This window comes from Bradyrhizobium sp. 613_E4_N2_2 (genome assembly GCF_052075995.1).
Lineage (GTDB): Bacteria > Pseudomonadota > Alphaproteobacteria > Rhizobiales > Xanthobacteraceae > Bradyrhizobium > Bradyrhizobium barranii.
Genome location: NZ_CP197234.1, coordinates 7,384,289 through 7,400,469, shown reverse-complemented (window position 1 = coordinate 7,400,469; position 16,181 = coordinate 7,384,289). Strand labels below are relative to the sequence as shown.

Here is a 16,181-nt window from a genome sequence, read left to right as displayed (position 1 = left end):
GAGTGGGGAGCGCAACGCGCAAACGCGTCACGAGTGTGGCGCAATCGATCATCATCATGATCGCGTCTTAGCCAATGGGAACCCGATCATGGTCGTCCGCCGCCTGTCCGTTGCACTCGCGCTTCTCTGCGGCCTCGCCGCGGGCGTGGCGGCGTCATTTGCGGAGGACCGCGCGATCGTGCTGGCCTCGACCACGGCGACACAGGAGTCCGGCCTGCTCGATCATCTGCTACCGATCTTCCGCGAGAAGACCGGCATCGAGGTGACGGTGATCGCGCGGCGTGCCGATGAAGTGCTCGACGGCGCGCGCAGGGGCGAAGTCGACGTCGTGCTGATGCACGCACGGCCGCAGGAGGAGAAATTCGTCGCCGACGGTTTTGGCGTGAAGCGTTTTGACGTGATGTACAACGACTATGTGCTGATCGGACCGAAGAACGATCCCGCCGCCGTGAAAGGCAAGGACATCGCCACCGCGCTGAAGGCGATCGAGGCCAAGGGCGCGCCGTTCGTGACGCGCGGCGATCGCTCGGGCACCCATGGCGCGGAGCTCGCGCTCTGGATCGTCGCCGGCATCGATATCGCCGCTGCCAAGGGCGCATGGTATCGCGAAGTCAAGCAAGGGATGGACGCAGCCCTCGACGCGGCGCGCACGGCGAACGCCTATGTGCTGTCCGACCGCGGCAGCTGGATCGCCTTCAAGGATCGCGGCGATCTCGACATCGTCGTGGAAGGCGACAAGCGGCTGCTCAATCAGTACGGCGCGATGCTGGTGAATCCGGAAAAGTTTCCGGACGTGAAGAAGGAGCTGGGGCAGACCTTCGTCGACTGGCTGATTTCGCCGGAGGGGCAGGCGGCGATCGCCGGCTACAAGGTCGACGGACAGCAGCTGTTCTTCCCCAATGCGGCCAAGTCCGGCGGCTGAGCTTCGCGTTGCCAGCGGTTGCCAAACCGGGCGATGCATGGTCCATCATGGCGCATGACCCAGCGCCTGCCGCCAGCACTGACGCCGCTCGACACTGCGCTCGCCGCGTTGCTGCGAGGCGTTGATCCGATCGCGACGATCGAGTTGCCCCTGGCGGAGGCCGCCGGCTGCATCGCGGCAGGGACGCCGCTGCTTGCGGCCTGTCCGTCGTGCGACATCGCCGCTGCGGATGGCTGGGCGCTCTGCGCCAACGATATTGTCGGCGCGTCCGCCTATTCGCCGCTGCCTCTGACGACGGCGCCCGTTTGGGTCGATGCCGGCGACGCGATGCCGCCGGGATGTGATTGTGTGCTCGATGCCGACGCAGTCGAGGTGTCGGGTCCACTCGCCCAAGTGCTGGCGGAGGGCGTGCCCGGACGGGGCGTCAGGCGTGCCGGAAGCGACATTGCCGGGCGGGCGCCCGCCGTGGCAGAAGGGCATTTGATCCATCCTGCCGCCTTGCTGCTCGCGCGCACCGCCGGTGTTGAAAAGCTGAGCGTACGGCGGCCGCGGCTGGGCATCGTCAACGTGCCGGGTGCGGCCGTGACGGCGCACATGATTGCCGAGATCGCGCGCGCGGCAGGGCTGCAGGTGCAAGCGCGCGAAGCTGCCGCGCGAGATGCGGCATCGATCGCGGAAGCGCTCGGCGATCTCGCCTGCGATCTCGTCGTGACGGTCGGCGGCAGCGGCGCAGGCCGCCGGGATGCCGCGGTTAGCGCGCTGGCCCGGCATGGTGACGTGCTCGCCCATGGCCTCGCGCTCCAGCCCGGACGCACCGCCGCGGTCGGGCGGCTCGGACCGGTTCCAATCGTCGCGTTGCCCGGCTCGCCCGATCATGCGCTTGCCGCCTGGCTCGCGCTCGTGCTGCCGCTCGTCGATCGGCTGTCGGCGCGGCAGTTACGCCGCCGCATGACCTTGCCGCTTGCGCGAAAAATCGCATCCAGTGTCGGCATCGCCGAAATCGCCCTGCTGGCCGAGGAACATCATGCGTGGCTCCCGCTTGCGGTGGGGGAATGGCCGCTTCAGGCCATTGCCCGGGCCGATGCATGGCTGCTCGTTCCCGCCAGCCACGAGGGATTTGCGGCAGGAACGCCGGTCGATGCCTATCTGATGCGGGAATGATATGGGTTTGGCATGACGATGATCCCGCAATCGCAAGACCGTAGCGCGCTCGAACAGGAGCAGTTCCTCCAGATCCTCTCGCGCGAGGACGCGCTGGCGCGCTTTGAAGCTGCGTTGTTCCCGCGCGCGGTCCCGAGCGAGACGCGCAAGCTTGCCGATGCGCTCGGCGCGGCGCTGGCCGAAGACATCACGGCGCCCCTCGACGTTCCGCCGTTCGACCGTTCCAACGTTGACGGCTTTGCCGTGCGCTCGGCCGATCTCGCCGCGGCCGGCGAAGGCGCGCCCGTTCGCCTTGCGCTGAACGGCGAGACCATTCACTGCGGCACCGCGCCGAAGCTGCAAGTGGCGACAGGAACCGCAACGCCGATCGCAACCGGCGGGCCGCTACCGCGCGGCGCCGACGCCGTCGTCATGGTGGAGCACACCCAGCCTGCCGGATCCGATGCGATCGACGTCCGGCGAGCCGTCTCGCCGGGACAGTTCGTGTCCTACGCAGGCTCCGACATCGCGCGCGGCGAGGCGCTGCTGCGCGCCGGCACGATCATCGGCTCGCGTGAGATCGGCATGCTGGCGGCTTGCGGCATCGCCGAGGTGACTGTCGCGCGTAAGCCGCGTGTTGCCGTGATCTCCACCGGTGACGAATTGGTTCAGCCCGGCGAGGCGCTCGCGCCGGCTGCGATCTACGACACCAACGGCGCCATCGTCGCTGCCGCGATCGACGAGAATGGCGGCGAGGCGGTGTTCCTCGGCGCCATTCCCGACGATGAGGCAAAACTCGAAGCCGCCATGCGCCGCGCGCTGGCGGACGCCGACATGCTGGTGCTCTCGGGCGGCACCTCGAAGGGCGCGGGTGACGTGTCCCATCGCATCATCGGCCGGCTCGGCCAGCCTGGCATCCTCGCGCATGGCGTCGCACTTAAACCCGGCAAGCCGCTGTGCCTTGCGGTGTGCGACGGCAAGCCCGTGGTGATCCTGCCGGGCTTCCCGACCTCGGCGATGTTCACCTTCCACGACATGATCGTGCCGGTGCTGCGTCGGATGGCCGGGCTGCCGCCACGCTCCGATGCCAAGGTAAGCGCGACCGTGCCGGTGCGCATCGCCTCCGAGCTCGGCCGCACCGAGTTCGTCATGGTCTCGCTGGTCGGCGGCAAGGACGGCCTGATCGCCTATCCCTCCGGCAAGGGGTCCGGTGCGATCACGTCGTTCGCGCAGGCCGACGGTTTTCTGCGCATCGACGCGCTCGCCGACCAGATGCCGGCAGGGACCGACGCCGAGGTGACGCTGTTCACGCCGCATGTGCGGGTGCCCGATCTCGTCATCGTCGGCAGCCATTGCACCGGGCTCGATCTCGTCACGGCGCAACTCGCGCATGCGGGGCTGACCGTGCGCTCGATCGCGGTCGGCAGCCTCGGCGGACTCGCGGCGGCGAAGCGGGGCGAATGCGATCTCGCGCCGATCCATCTGTTCGACGACAAGAGCGAGACCTACAACACGCCTTACCTCGTTGAGGGGCTCGAGCTCGTGCCGGGCTGGCGGCGGATGCAGGGCATCGTGTTCCGCAAGGGCGACAAACGTTTCGAGGGGCTCGGTGCGAAGGAAGCAGTTGCCGCCGCGCTCGCGGACCCCGCCTGCATCATGGTCAACCGTAACCAGGGCGCCGGCACGCGCATCCTGATCGACCGGCTGCTCGGCGGTGCGCGCCCGGAAGGTTACTGGAACCAGCCGCGCTCGCACAATGCCGTGGCTGCGGCTGTCGCGCAGCACCGTGCCGACTGGGGCATGACCATTGCGCCGGTCGCCCATGCGGTCGGTCTCGGTTTCATTCCGCTCGCGGAAGAGCATTATGATTTCGCGCTGGTGACAGCGCGCAAGCAGCGGTCGGCCGTCCAGGCCTTTCTCGACGCACTCGGCTCGGACGAGGCGCGTACGGCGCTGGAGCGGGCGGGCTTCCGGCCTGCGTAGATCGACGACGCGGCGTTCAAGCCGCGCGACGGGGTGGGGGACGCGATGGCAAGGCCGCTTTCGGTTGCGATCGTCGGTGCCGGCATGGGCGGGCTCGCGACGGCCGCGGCGCTTCGGCGCGTCGGTATCGATGTGATGGTCTACGAGCAGGCCTCCCAGTTCGCCCGCATCGGCGCCGGCATCCAGATCGGCTGCAACGCAATGAAGGTGCTGCGCGCGCTGGGGCTGGAGGCGCGGATGCGCGAGCACTCGTTCTATCCACGCTCCTGGAACAACCGCGACTGGAAGAGCGGCGACATCAAGTTCGACATGATCTTCGGCGAGAGCGCGGAAGAGAAGTTCGGCGCGCCCTATCTGCTCGCCCATCGCGGTGATCTCCACGCTGCGCTGGCGAGCGTGGTGCCGAACGAATTTGTGCGGCTCAGTCACAAGCTCGTCGGTCTCGACCAGACCGGCGGTGGTGTCTGGCTGACCTTTGCCGATGGTACGCGTGCCATCGCCGATGCCGTGGTCGGCGCGGACGGCGTCCATTCGACGGTCCGCGATCTCCTGTTCGACACCGCGCCGGCCAAATTCACCGGCCGCGTCGCCTATCGCACCACCTATCCCGCCGCGCTGCTCGGCGGCGCAGGGATCGACGACTGCACCAAATGGTGGGGCGAGGACCGCCACATCGTGATCTATTACGTCAAGCCTGATCGCAGCGAGGTCTATCTCGTCACCAGCCAGCCCGAGCCGGACTTTCGCATCGAGTCCTGGTCGGCGAGGGGCGACGTGCGCGACCTGCGCGCATCATTCGAAGGCTTTCATCCGCAGGTCACTCGGGTGCTCTCCGCCTGTCCCGACGTGCACAAATGGGCGATCATGGACCGTGACGCGCTGGAGCACTGGGCCGACGGCAAGGTGACGTTGCTCGGCGATGCCTGCCATCCGATGACGCCCTACATGGCGCAAGGTGCGGCGATGGCAATCGAGGACGCCGCCGTGCTGTCGCGCTGCCTCGACGGTGTCGGCCGCGACGGCGTCGCCAATGCGTTCCGCCGCTTCGAGGCTACCCGCAAGGTGCGCACGACGCGGGTGCAGGAGACCTCGCGCGCCAACATCTGGCTCAAGGAGAGGACCGATACGAGCTGGGTTTACGGCTACGACCCCTGGGAAGTGCCGCTGGCGGCTTGAACCGTCTGCTCGCGCTTGCGCCGACGCTTCTTGTCAGGAGGCCGCATCCAGCGCGGCCAGCCGCTCTGCTTCGGCGATGTCCTCGACCGTGTTGGCGTTGAAGAACGGATCGAGCGGCTCGGCCGGCCACGTTACCGTCGCCAGCGGATAGCGCGCGGTCCAGCGGTCGATCTTGCGGAGGTCTTCGACGACCAGCGCGTGACGCAGCTCGTCGCGCAAGGCGACGCGCCACAGACCTATCACCGGATGTGATTGATCGCCTGATGCGGCGACCGCGAGCTGGGCGTTCTCGCGCTCCCGCGCCTCGTGCAACTGCGCCACGAGATCGCGCGGCAGGAACGGGCAGTCGCCTGCGGCGCTCAGCACCCATTCGATGTCAGGCCGGTTCGCCGCCGTCCAGTCGAGCGCGGCAAGGATGCCGGCGAGGGGCCCGGGGAAGCCGGGTACGTCATCGGCGACAACGGGCAGACCGAACGCCGCGAAGCGTGCGGGATCGCCATTCGCGTTGAGGATCAATCCGCTGCATTGCGGCGTCAATCGCGCGATCACGCGCTCAAGGATGGTGCGGCCGCCGATGGTCCGCATCGGCTTGTCGCCGCCGCCCATGCGCCGTGCGAGGCCGCCTGCGAGCAGCACGCCCTGCGTTGCCGGAAAGTCAGTCGTCACCACCTTCACCCTTGCGTTTGTGCTTCGTCGATTCCTCCTCGACGTAAGCAAGGTTCTGGTCGTAGACGATCCGCTCTTCGCCCGCGAGCGCGATGAAGCGCTTACCGCGCGTGCGGCCGACCAGCGTCAGTCCGACCTGGCGGGCAAGATCGACGCCCCAGGCGGTGAAGCCGGAGCGCGACACCAGGATCGGAATGCCCATGCGCACGGTCTTGATGACCATTTCCGAGGTCAGCCGTCCCGTGGTGTAGAGGATCTTGTCGGAGGCATCGACGCCGTGGCGGTACATCCAGCCCGCGATCTTGTCGACCGCGTTGTGACGGCCGACGTCCTCGGTGTAGCAGAGCGGCTCGCCCTCCTTGCACAGCACGCAGCCATGGATCGCGCCGGCCTCCAGATAAAGCGAGGGCATGGTGTTGATGGTCTGCGTCATCTGGTAGAGCCAGGAGGTGCGCAGCTCGGCCTTCGGCAACGCGACGCTCTCGACCGCCTCTAACAGGTCGCCGAACGCGGTGCCCTGCGCGCAGCCCGAGGTCTGGGTGCGCTTCTTCAGCTTGGCTTCGAAATTGGTGTGATGCCCGGTGCGCACCACCACCACCTGGAGGTCGTCGTCGTATTCGACCTCAGTGACCTCGTCATTATATTTCAGCATGTTCTGGTTGAGCAGATAGCCCAGCGCCAGATATTCCGGGTAGTCGCCGATCGTCATCATGGTGACGATCTCCTGCGAATTCAGGTAGAGCGTCAGCGGCCGTTCCATCGGCACCTTGATCTCGACCTTGGCGCCGGTCTGGTCGGTGCCGGTCACGCGCTCCGTCAGGCGCGGGTCGTCAGGGTTCGGAACGATCAGGGGCACCGGGGCTTTGTCGATCTTCATCATGGCCGCGACGTTAGCATGACATTCGGGTCAAGCCGATATAAGCATGCCGTGGAGACAACGAAATGCCTCCGTTCGTCATTGCGAGCGAAGCGAAGCAATCCAGAACTATATCCGCGGTGGCAGTCTGGATTGCTTCGCTGCGCTCGCAATGACGGGGAGAGGCCAGGGGTTCCATCGGCTGACGAGCCGTTGGCGGAGATCGAACGGACATGAAAGTCATCGGCCTTGCGGGCTGGAGCGGTGCGGGCAAGACCACGCTGTTGACGCGGCTGATCCCGCATTTCAACGCGCAAGGCCTGCGCGTCTCCGTCATCAAGCATGCCCATCACCAGTTCGACGTCGACGTGCCCGGCAAGGATTCCTGGCGCCACCGCGAGGCCGGCGCGGCCGAGGTGCTGGTTGCGTCGTCGAACCGCTGGGCCCTGATGCATGAATTGCGCGGCGCCGAGGAACCGCGGCTGCCGGAGCTCCTGGGCAAGCTGTCGGCCGTCGATCTCGTCGTGGTCGAAGGCTTCAAGCGCGAGCCGCACCGCAAGATCGAGGTGCATCGCGCCGGCAACGGCAAGCCGCTGCTGTTTCCCGATGATCCCGGGATTGTCGGGATTGCGACCGACATTGCCATTGAAACCCGCCTGCCGACCGTCCATCTCGATGATATCGAGGCTGCCGCGGCGTTGCTGCTGCGTGCGGCGATGCCGGTCGAGGAAGCGGTGGCAAAAAGCGCCGCGATACGCTGACGAGGCACCATGGCGCAACTGTCGGACGATTGCTTTGCCTTCGGCGGACCGATGATGTCGGTCGACGAGGCCGTTGGTCTGATCACCACGCGCGTTAATGCGATCGCCGATATCGAGACCGTGGCACTCGTTGACGCCGATGGGCGCGTGCTCGCGCGCGATATCGCGGCGCCCCTGCCGCTGCCGCCCTTCACCAACTCCGCCGTCGACGGTTACGCCGTGCGCAACGCCGACCTTCCGGAAGGCGCGGAACGGGCATTCCCGCTCGACGGCCGCATCCAGGCCGGCGGTCTTGCGCAGGCGCCGATCAAGGCAGGCCACACTGCGCGCATCTTCACGGGCGCGCCGATGCCGCCTGACGCGGAGACCGTCTTCATGCAGGAAGACGTCCGCCTCGATGAGGCCGGCAGAATCGTGCTGCCGCCGGGGCTGAAGCCCGGCGCAAATGTCCGCCCGGCGGGCGAGGACATTCCGCAAGGGCACGTCGCGCTGCGGGTCGGCCAGCGGCTGCGGCCGCAGCATGTCGCGCTTGCTGCAGCATTCGGCCTGACCCAGCTCGACGTCGTCAGGCGCATCCGCGTCGCCGTGTTCTCGACCGGTGACGAGCTGGCTTCGCCCGGCGAGCCGCGCGCGGCCTCACAGCTGTTCGATTCCAACCGCTTCATGCTGATGGCGATGCTGCGCCGGCTCGGCTGCGAGGTCTCCGACCTCGGAATCTTGCGCGACGAACGCAGTGCGCTCGCGGATGGATTGAAGCAGGTTGCGGGCAGCCACGATCTGATCCTCACCACCGGCGGCGTCTCGACCGGCGAGGAGGACCACGTCAAGGCGGCGGTCGAGAGCATCGGCTCGCTGGTGCTGTGGCGGATGGCCATCAAGCCCGGCCGTCCCGTGGCGATGGGCATCATCGGCGGCACGCCGCTGATCGGCCTGCCCGGCAATCCCGTCGCCAGTTTCGTCACCTTCGTCCACGTGGTGCGGCCGACGGTGCTGGCGCTTGCGGGCAGTCTGCCGGAGCCGCTGTTGCCGATTCCGGTGCGCGCTGCGTTCACTTACAAGAAGAAGATCGGCCGCCGCGAATATGTTCGCAGCTCGTTGCGACGCGGAGAGGACGGTGCGTTGGAAGCGGTCAAGTTTCCGCGCGAAGGCGCAGGCCTGCTGTCGTCGCTGGTCGAGACCGATGGCCTCATCGAACTCGGCGACGATATCACGCGCGTCGAGCCGGGCCAGAGCGTGGGTTTCCTGCCCTATGCGGATTTGCTCTGAACCTCGCGTTGACGCCATCGCCTCACCCCGCCATGTTGCGCCCATGACCAGAACCACGCTCGATCTCACCGGGTTGAAATGCCCGCTACCTGCCCTGAAGACGCGCAAGGCGCTCAAACCGTTACAGCCGGGCGATCAGCTCGAGGTGCACTGCACCGACCCATTGTCGGTGATTGACATTCCGAACCTGATCCGCGAGACGGGCGACACGGTGGAGATCACCGAGCGCAACGAGGCGCGCATCGTGTTCTTGATAGAAAAGGTCAATGGATCGATAGAGAAAACCAATGGTGCGCTGCGTTCGTAGTGCACGGTCACTCTACTGATACCTACCTTTTGTCTATCGACATCAATCGTGGCTTCTGCCCCAATTGACAACCTCCGTGCAGGCGCGGAGGTTGAGTCTTGTCTGCGATACGCGGATGAACGGGCCAAGCTCACGAAGCCTGCACGGTGTATCGGCATAGAGCCCCGCTCGAGGGGTTAACGACTCGGATGCGCGTGACGATCCTGGCGCGCGTCAATGATTGTGCGGAGCAGCAGGGACCGTGGCTGCGCCGCAAGGGCTGAGGACCAGGATTGCAGCGGCAGGCTTGCTCAGAAGGGCAACTGCAGGGGAGGACTACATGGCAACAATCGAGAGCGCTGGAACACTTTCGGGTGCCGGCGCAGGTTTTCTGGATCGCGAGCGAACCATCGCGACCGCCGGCTTCAATCGCTGGCTGGTGCCGCCGGCTGCGCTGTGCATCCATCTCTGCATCGGCATGGCCTACGGCTTCTCGGTGTTCTGGCTGCCGCTGTCGCGCGCGATCGGGGTGACCGCGCCGAAGGCGTGCGCAGACATGTCGCTGTTTCAGGAGCTGTTCACGACCAGCTGCGACTGGAAGGTCGCCAGCATGGGCTGGATGTACACGCTCTTTTTTGTGCTGCTCGGTATCGCGGCCGCGGTCTGGGGCGGCTGGCTGGAGCGCGTCGGTCCGCGCAAGGCCGGCTTCGTCTCGGCGCTGTGCTGGTGCGGCGGCCTCTTCCTCGGTGCGATCGGGGTCTACACCCATCAGCTCTGGCTGTTGTGGCTGGGCTCGGGCGTGATCGGCGGTATCGGTCTCGGCCTTGGCTATATCTCGCCGGTGTCGACGCTGGTGAAGTGGTTTCCGGACCGCCGCGGCATGGCGACCGGCATGGCCATCATGGGCTTCGGCGGCGGCGCCATGATCGGCGCGCCACTGGCGAACCTGTTGATGAACTACTTCAAGACCCCGACTTCGGTCGGCGTCTGGGAGACCTTCGTCGCGATGGGCGTCATCTACTTCGTGTTCATGATGATCGGCGCGTTCCGCTATCGCTTGCCGCCGCCCGGCTGGCAGCCCGAGGGCTGGACCCCGCCGTCCAAGGCCAACGCGATGATCTCGAAGAGCAACGTCCATCTCAACGACGCGCACAAGACGCCGCAGTTCTGGCTGATCTGGTGGGTGCTGTGCCTGAACGTGTCGGCCGGCATCGGCGTGATCGGCATGGCCTCGCCGATGCTCCAGGAGATCTTCGCCGGCAAGCTGATCGGCCTGCCCGAAGTCGGCTTCAACGCGCTCGACGCCGGGCAGAAGGCGCAGATCGCCGCGATCGCCGCGGGCTTCGCCGGATTGCTGTCGCTGTTCAACATCGGCGGCCGCTTCTTCTGGGCATCGCTGTCGGACAAGATCGGGCGCAAGAACACCTATTACACGTTCTTCATCCTCGGCATCGTGCTCTACGCGCTGGCGCCGACGTTTGCGGCGATGGGCTCGAAGCTCCTGTTCGTGCTCGGCTTCGGCATCATCCTGTCGATGTATGGCGGCGGGTTCGCCACCGTGCCGGCCTACCTTGCCGACATGTTCGGGACCCAGTTCGTCGGCGCCATCCACGGCCGGCTGCTGACGGCGTGGTCCACCGCGGGCATCATCGGCCCCGTCGTGGTGAACTACATCCGCGAGTTCCAGCTCGCGGCGGGCGTGCCGCGCGATCAGCTCTACAACACGACCATGTACATCCTGTGCGCGATGCTGATCGCGGGCCTGATCTGCAACTACCTGATCAAGCCGGTCGATTCGAAGTGGCACATGAAGGACGCCGACGTCGCCAAGCTGCAAGCGGCGAGCGCCAGCGCCGCTGCCGCGGGGCCGCACGGCTCCTACGGCATCGGATTCGGCGGGCTTGACGTCAAGGCGGCGCTGTTCTGGGCCTTCGTCGGCGTGCCCCTGCTTTGGGGTGTCTGGAAGACGCTGGAGAGCGCGGTCAAGATCTTCTGATCGCCGTCGAGACTGCCGCGGGATGCTGATCATCGGCGTCCCGCGGCGTTCGCCTTTTAGACATCATCAAGAGTCGGACTTAATCAAGAGTGGGACTTAGGGGGATTGAAATGCTTCGCACCCGAATTTGCCTTGTGGCCGTGTTGCTTGTCGCTGGCCTTCATGCCGCATCCGCGCAGACGACGCCGCCGGCGGCGCCTGCCGCAACGACCGAAGCCAAGCCGGGCAAGATCAAGCTCACCATGCAGAAGCTGAAGGACATGAAGGCGAAGTGGGCGGCCAACAAGCCGAAGCTCAAAGCCTGCCGCGCCGACGTGAAGTCCAAGGGCCTCGCTGGCGACGACCGCTGGTTCTACATCGAAGAGTGCATGAGCAAGACGTGAGGCCGCGCCACAAATCGGGTCGATGAAGGGGCATGGAGCCGGGCGGCTGCATGCCCCTTAAATGCTTATCGGAACGCATGAATTCTCTTGGCATCTGGTATGCCACAGGCTAGAGTTGGACTCGTTCTAAAGAAGAGATACGAGACGCATCGATGAGTCACGACGTGCACGAGGTCCGCTCGTTCGAACACCCGGGCGAGGGACGGAAGCGAGCCAAGGCCACGCCCAAGGGGCGGCAGGTCGATCCCACCGCCGCGCACGAGATCGAGCAGCTGCTCGGCGACAGGCCGCGGCGGCGCGACCTCCTGATCGAATATCTGCACCTGATCCAGGACAAATATCACCAGATCTCGGCCGCTCATCTCGCCGCGCTTGCCGACGAGATGAAGCTCGCCTTCGCCGAGGTGTTCGAGACCGCGACCTTCTACGCGCATTTCGACGTGGTGAAGGAAGGCGAGCCCGATATCGCGCCGCTGACGATCCGCGTCTGCGATTCACTGACCTGCGCAATGCTCGGCGGCGACAAGCTGCTCGCCGACCTGCAGAGCACATCGGGTCCGGGCATCCGCGTCGTCCGCGCGCCCTGCGTCGGCCGCTGCGATACCGCGCCGGCGGCTGAAGTCGGTCACAACTTCGTCGATCACGCGACCGTGGCTAATGTGATGGCGGCCGCGAAGGCCGGCGATACCCACGCGCATCTGCCTGAATACGTTGACTACGACGCCTATGTCGCCGGCGGCGGCTACAAGCTGCTCAATCGCGTGCGCTCGGGCGAATTGCCGAAGGACGATCTGCTGAAGGCGCTCGACGACGCCTCGCTGCGCGGCCTCGGCGGCGCCGGCTTCCCCACGGGCCGGAAATGGCGCGCGGTGCTGGGCGAACCCGGCCCGCGGCTGATGGCGATCAATGGCGACGAGGGCGAACCTGGCACGTTCAAGGACCGCGTCTATCTCGAAAGCGATCCGCATCGCTTCATCGAAGGCATGCTGCTCGGCGCGCATGTCGTGCAGGCCTCCGACGTCTACATCTATCTGCGCGACGAATATCCGGCATCGCGCGAGATCCTCGAGCGCGAGATCGCAAAGCTTCCTCCGGGCGGTCCGACGCTGCACATGCGCCGCGGCGCCGGCGCCTATATCTGTGGCGAGGAATCCTCGCTGCTCGAAAGCATCGAGGGCAAGCGCGGGCTGCCCCGGCACAAGCCGCCTTATCCGTTTCAGGTCGGCCTGTTCGGCCTGCCGACGCTGATCAACAACATCGAGACGCTGTGGTGGGTGCGCGACATCGTCGAGAAGGGCGCGGATTGGTGGAAGGGCAACGGCCGCCATGAGCGTCACGGCCTGCGCAGCTTCTCGGTCTCGGGCCGCGTCAAGAACCCCGGCATGAAGCTGGCACCCGCCGGCATCACCGTGCGCGAATTGATCGACGAATATTGCGGCGGCATGGCCGACGGGCACCAGTTCTACGCGTACCTGCCGGGCGGCGCGTCGGGCGGCATCCTGCCGGCGTCCATGGACGACATCCCGCTCGATTTTGGCACGCTGGAGAAATACGGCTGCTTCATCGGCTCGGCCGCGATCGTGATCCTGTCGCAAAAGGACAGCGTGCGCGCGGCCGCGCTGAACCTGATGAAGTTCTTCGAGGACGAGAGCTGCGGCCAGTGCACGCCGTGCCGTGTCGGAACCCAGAAGGCGGCGCAGCTGATGCAGAAGCCCGTCTGGAACCGCGCACTTCTGGAAGAATTGAGCCAGGCGATGCGTGATGCCTCGATCTGCGGGCTCGGACAGGCGGCATCGAATCCGCTGTCTACCGTGATCAAATATTTCCCTGACGAGTTCAAGGAAGCGGCCGAATGACCAAAATTACGTTCGAGCTCGACGGCAAGCAGGTCGAGGCCAAACCCGGCGAGACGATCTGGCAAGTTGCAAAACGCCAGGGCCGCGAGATTCCGCATCTGTGCTATTCGCCGGCGCCCGACTACCGCCCCGACGGCAATTGCCGCGCTTGCATGGTCGAGATCGAGGGCGAGCGCGTGCTCGCCGCCTCCTGCAAGCGCACACCGTCGGTCGGCATGAAGGTGAAGACCGAATCCGCGCGTGCGGTGTCCGCGCAGAAGATGGTGATGGAGCTGCTCGTCGCCGACCAGCCGGCGCGCGAGACCTCGCACGATCCGGATTCGAAGTTCTGGCATTGGGCCGAGACCACAGGCGTCACCGAGAGCCGCTTCCCCGCCGCCGAGCGCTGGGCGACCGACGCCAGCCATCCGGCGATGCGTGTCAACCTCGATGCCTGCATCCAGTGCGGCCTCTGCGTGCGTGCCTGCCGCGAGGTCCAGGTCAACGACGTCATCGGTATGGCGTATCGCAGCCATGGCTCGAAGATCGTGTTCGACTTCGACGATCCCATGGGCGAGTCCACCTGCGTCGCCTGCGGCGAATGTGTGCAGGCCTGCCCGACCGGCGCGCTGATGCCGGCCGTCATGCTCGACGAGAAGCAGACCCGTGTCGTCTACGCCGACAAGAAGGTGGATTCGCTCTGCCCGTTCTGCGGCGTCGGCTGCCAGGTGACCTACGAGGTCAAGGACGAGAAGGTGATCTACGCGGAAGGCCGCGACGGGCCCGCCAATCACAATCGTCTCTGCGTCAAGGGCCGCTTCGGCTTCGACTATATCCACCATCCGCATCGTCTGACCAAGCCGCTGGTGCGGCTGCCGAATGCGAAGAAGGATTCCAACGACCAGGTCGACCCCGCTAATCCCTTCACGCATTTCCGCGAAGCGAGCTGGGAAGAAGCGCTCGACATCGCGGCCAAGGGCCTCGTCAGGATCCGCGATGAGAAGGGCGTGAAGGCGCTGGCCGGCTTCGGCTCGGCCAAGGGCTCGAATGAAGAGGCCTATCTGTTCCAGAAGCTGGTGCGCACCGGTTTTGGCTCGAACAATGTCGATCATTGCACGCGGCTCTGCCACGCCTCGTCGGTGGCGGCGCTGTTCGAAGGCCTGAGCTCGGGCGCGGTGTCGGCGCCGTTCTCGGCTGCGATGGATGCCGAAGTCATCATCGTGATCGGCGCCAATCCGACCGTGAACCATCCGGTCGCCGCGACCTTCATCAAGAACGCGGTCAAGCAGAATGGCGCCAAGCTGTTCGTGATGGATCCGCGCCGGCAGACGCTGTCGCGCCACGCGACCAAGCATCTGCAATTCAAGCCGGGCTCCGACGTCGCCATGCTGAATGCGATGATCAACACGATCATCACCGAGGGCCTGACCGACGACCAGTATATCGCCGGCTACACCGAAGGTTTTGAGGACCTCAAGGAGAAGATCAAGGAGTTCACGCCGGAGAAGATGGAGGCGATCTGCGGCATCCCGGCGCAAACGCTGCGTGAGGTTGCGCGCACCTATGCGCGGGCAAAGTCGTCGATCATCTTCTGGGGCATGGGCATCAGCCAGCATGTCCACGGCACCGACAATGCGCGCTGCCTGATCGCGCTGGCGCTGATCACCGGCCAGGTCGGCCGTCCCGGCACCGGCCTGCATCCGCTGCGCGGCCAGAACAACGTGCAGGGCGCCTCCGACGCCGGCCTGATCCCGATGTTCCTGCCGGATTATCAGCCGGTCAGCCGCGACGATCTGCGCGGCAATTTCGAAAAACTGTGGCAGCAGGATCTCGATCCCGTCCGCGGTTTGACCGTGGTCGAGATCATGAACGCGATCCATGCCGGCGAGATCACGGGCATGTATATCGAGGGCGAGAATCCCGCGATGTCCGATCCCGATCTCCAGCATGCGCGCCAGGCGCTGGCCATGCTCGATCATCTCGTCGTGCAGGATCTCTTCGTCACCGAGACCGCGTTCCATGCCGACGTCATCCTGCCGGCCTCGGCCTTTGCCGAAAAGGACGGCTCGTTCACCAACACCGATCGCCGCGTGCAGCTCGCGCGCCAGGTGATCAAGCCGCCGGGCGATGCGCGGCAGGATCTCTGGATCATCCAGGAGATCGGCAAGCGGATGGGCCTGCCCTGGAATTATTCCGGCCCCGGCGACGTCTACACCGAGATGGCGGAGTTGATGCCCTCGCTCAAGAACATCAGCTGGGAGCGGCTGGTGCGCGAAGGTGCCGTGACCTATCCGGCCGATGATCCGAACAAGCCCGGCAACGAGATTATCTTCACCACGGGCTTCCCGACCGCGAGCGGCCGCGGCAAGATCGTGCCGGCCAAGGTCATCCCGCCGGATGAGCTGCCCGACACCGAATATCCGATGGTGCTCTCGACCGGTCGCGTGCTCGAGCACTGGCACACAGGCTCGATGACCCGCCGCGCGCAGGTGCTCGACCAGATCGAGCCGGAGGCGGTCGCGTTCATGTCGCCGAAGGACATGCACCGGAAGAAGCTCGCGCCCGGCGATTTCATCCGGCTGGAGACCCGCCGCGGTGCGGTCGAGGTCAAGGTCCGCTCCGATCGCGACGTGCCGGAGAACATGGTGTTCATGCCGTTCTGCTACGCGGAGGCGGCGGCCAACCTGTTGACCAACCCGGCGCTTGATCCCTTCGGCAAGATCCCGGAGTTCAAGTTCTGCGCGGCCAGGGCCGAGCGCGCGGAGATGCGGGACGCGGCGGAGTAATTTCGCCAGGACGACGGCTGTGGCGGGCATCCGCGCCCACACCGTCATTGCGAGCGTAGCGAAGCAATCCAGACTACCTCCGCGGTAAGATTCTGGATTGCTTCGTCGCTTCGCGCCTCGCAATG

At 65.8% G+C, this 16,181-nt stretch carries 13 protein-coding genes; 11 read left to right on the top strand and 2 right to left on the bottom strand.

The annotated features are described in order from the left end of the window. The first annotated feature begins 88 nt into the window (after window positions 1-88). The 4 genes from AB7290_RS34985 to AB7290_RS34970 are packed head-to-tail and all read left to right on the top strand — an operon-like array spanning window position 89 to window position 5,221. Window positions 89-922: a substrate-binding domain-containing protein gene (locus AB7290_RS34985; RefSeq protein WP_085402178.1), complete on the top strand. Its 834-nt coding sequence runs from the start codon at window positions 89-91 to the stop codon at window positions 920-922. Between the two features lie 54 nt (window positions 923-976). Then, window positions 977-2,083, top strand: coding sequence for a molybdopterin-binding protein (locus AB7290_RS34980; protein WP_085402177.1), 1,107 nt, complete (start codon window positions 977-979; stop codon window positions 2,081-2,083). Between the two features lie 12 nt (window positions 2,084-2,095). Continuing rightward, window positions 2,096-4,045: a molybdopterin biosynthesis protein gene (locus tag AB7290_RS34975; protein WP_085402176.1), complete on the top strand. Its 1,950-nt coding sequence runs from the start codon at window positions 2,096-2,098 to the stop codon at window positions 4,043-4,045. A 45-nt stretch (window positions 4,046-4,090) separates the two neighbouring features. Beyond that, window positions 4,091-5,221 carry an FAD-dependent monooxygenase gene (locus AB7290_RS34970; protein WP_085402201.1) on the top strand — a complete coding sequence of 377 codons (1,131 nt, stop codon included), beginning with the start codon at window positions 4,091-4,093 and terminating at the stop codon, window positions 5,219-5,221. 33 nt (window positions 5,222-5,254) lie between these two features. Here the strand turns inward: AB7290_RS34970 and mobA are convergent, their stop codons facing one another. Next, complete coding sequence (mobA, locus tag AB7290_RS34965; protein ID WP_085402200.1) at window positions 5,255-5,890, bottom strand: molybdenum cofactor guanylyltransferase MobA; 636 nt, start codon at window positions 5,888-5,890, stop codon at window positions 5,255-5,257. Beyond that, complete coding sequence (gene fdhD / locus AB7290_RS34960) at window positions 5,877-6,767, bottom strand: formate dehydrogenase accessory sulfurtransferase FdhD (protein ID WP_085402175.1); 891 nt, start codon at window positions 6,765-6,767, stop codon at window positions 5,877-5,879. Before fdhD ends, mobA begins: the two co-directional genes overlap by 14 nt. Before the next feature lie 209 nt (window positions 6,768-6,976). Between fdhD and mobB the strand changes: the two genes are divergently transcribed. The 7 genes from mobB to fdhF all read left to right on the top strand — a co-directional run bounded on the left by mobB (window position 6,977) and on the right by fdhF (window position 16,056). Beyond that, window positions 6,977-7,504, top strand: a complete 528-nt coding sequence (gene mobB, locus AB7290_RS34955) for a molybdopterin-guanine dinucleotide biosynthesis protein B (RefSeq protein ID WP_085402174.1) — start codon at window positions 6,977-6,979, stop codon at window positions 7,502-7,504. A 9-nt stretch (window positions 7,505-7,513) separates the two neighbouring features. After that, window positions 7,514-8,770, top strand: a complete 1,257-nt coding sequence (locus AB7290_RS34950; protein ID WP_085402173.1) for a molybdopterin molybdotransferase MoeA — start codon at window positions 7,514-7,516, stop codon at window positions 8,768-8,770. A 43-nt stretch (window positions 8,771-8,813) separates the two neighbouring features. Next, entirely contained in the window at window positions 8,814-9,077 is a 264-nt protein-coding gene (locus tag AB7290_RS34945; RefSeq protein WP_085402172.1) for a sulfurtransferase TusA family protein, read from the top strand. A 319-nt stretch (window positions 9,078-9,396) separates the two neighbouring features. Continuing rightward, a complete protein-coding gene (locus AB7290_RS34940) occupies window positions 9,397-11,052 on the top strand; it encodes an OFA family MFS transporter (protein WP_085402171.1) in 1,656 nt (551 codons plus the stop codon). Between the two features lie 110 nt (window positions 11,053-11,162). Beyond that, complete coding sequence (locus AB7290_RS34935; protein ID WP_063985265.1) at window positions 11,163-11,435, top strand: hypothetical protein; 273 nt, start codon at window positions 11,163-11,165, stop codon at window positions 11,433-11,435. 152 nt (window positions 11,436-11,587) lie between these two features. Then, window positions 11,588-13,291, top strand: coding sequence for an NADH-ubiquinone oxidoreductase-F iron-sulfur binding region domain-containing protein (locus AB7290_RS34930; protein WP_085402170.1), 1,704 nt, complete (start codon window positions 11,588-11,590; stop codon window positions 13,289-13,291). After that, window positions 13,288-16,056 (top strand): formate dehydrogenase subunit alpha, encoded by a 2,769-nt coding sequence (gene fdhF, locus AB7290_RS34925; protein ID WP_085402169.1) that lies wholly within the window; start codon window positions 13,288-13,290, stop codon window positions 16,054-16,056. The genes AB7290_RS34930 and fdhF overlap by 4 nt, the downstream gene beginning before the upstream one ends. Window positions 16,057-16,181: the final 125 nt, after the last annotated feature.

Coding starts and splice junctions, on each gene's coding strand:
- AB7290_RS34985 (WP_085402178.1), top strand. CDS start 89: ATGGTCGTCCGCCGCCTGTCCGTTGCACTCGCGCTTCTCTGCGGCCTC.
- fdhD (WP_085402175.1), bottom strand. CDS start 6,767: ATGATGAAGATCGACAAAGCCCCGGTGCCCCTGATCGTTCCGAACCCT.
- AB7290_RS34930 (WP_085402170.1), top strand. CDS start 11,588: ATGAGTCACGACGTGCACGAGGTCCGCTCGTTCGAACACCCGGGCGAG.
- AB7290_RS34975 (WP_085402176.1), top strand. CDS start 2,096: ATGACGATGATCCCGCAATCGCAAGACCGTAGCGCGCTCGAACAGGAG.
- mobB (WP_085402174.1), top strand. CDS start 6,977: ATGAAAGTCATCGGCCTTGCGGGCTGGAGCGGTGCGGGCAAGACCACG.
- AB7290_RS34935 (WP_063985265.1), top strand. CDS start 11,163: ATGCTTCGCACCCGAATTTGCCTTGTGGCCGTGTTGCTTGTCGCTGGC.
- fdhF (WP_085402169.1), top strand. CDS start 13,288: ATGACCAAAATTACGTTCGAGCTCGACGGCAAGCAGGTCGAGGCCAAA.
- AB7290_RS34950 (WP_085402173.1), top strand. CDS start 7,514: ATGGCGCAACTGTCGGACGATTGCTTTGCCTTCGGCGGACCGATGATG.
- AB7290_RS34980 (WP_085402177.1), top strand. CDS start 977: ATGACCCAGCGCCTGCCGCCAGCACTGACGCCGCTCGACACTGCGCTC.
- AB7290_RS34940 (WP_085402171.1), top strand. CDS start 9,397: ATGGCAACAATCGAGAGCGCTGGAACACTTTCGGGTGCCGGCGCAGGT.
- AB7290_RS34945 (WP_085402172.1), top strand. CDS start 8,814: ATGACCAGAACCACGCTCGATCTCACCGGGTTGAAATGCCCGCTACCT.
- AB7290_RS34970 (WP_085402201.1), top strand. CDS start 4,091: ATGGCAAGGCCGCTTTCGGTTGCGATCGTCGGTGCCGGCATGGGCGGG.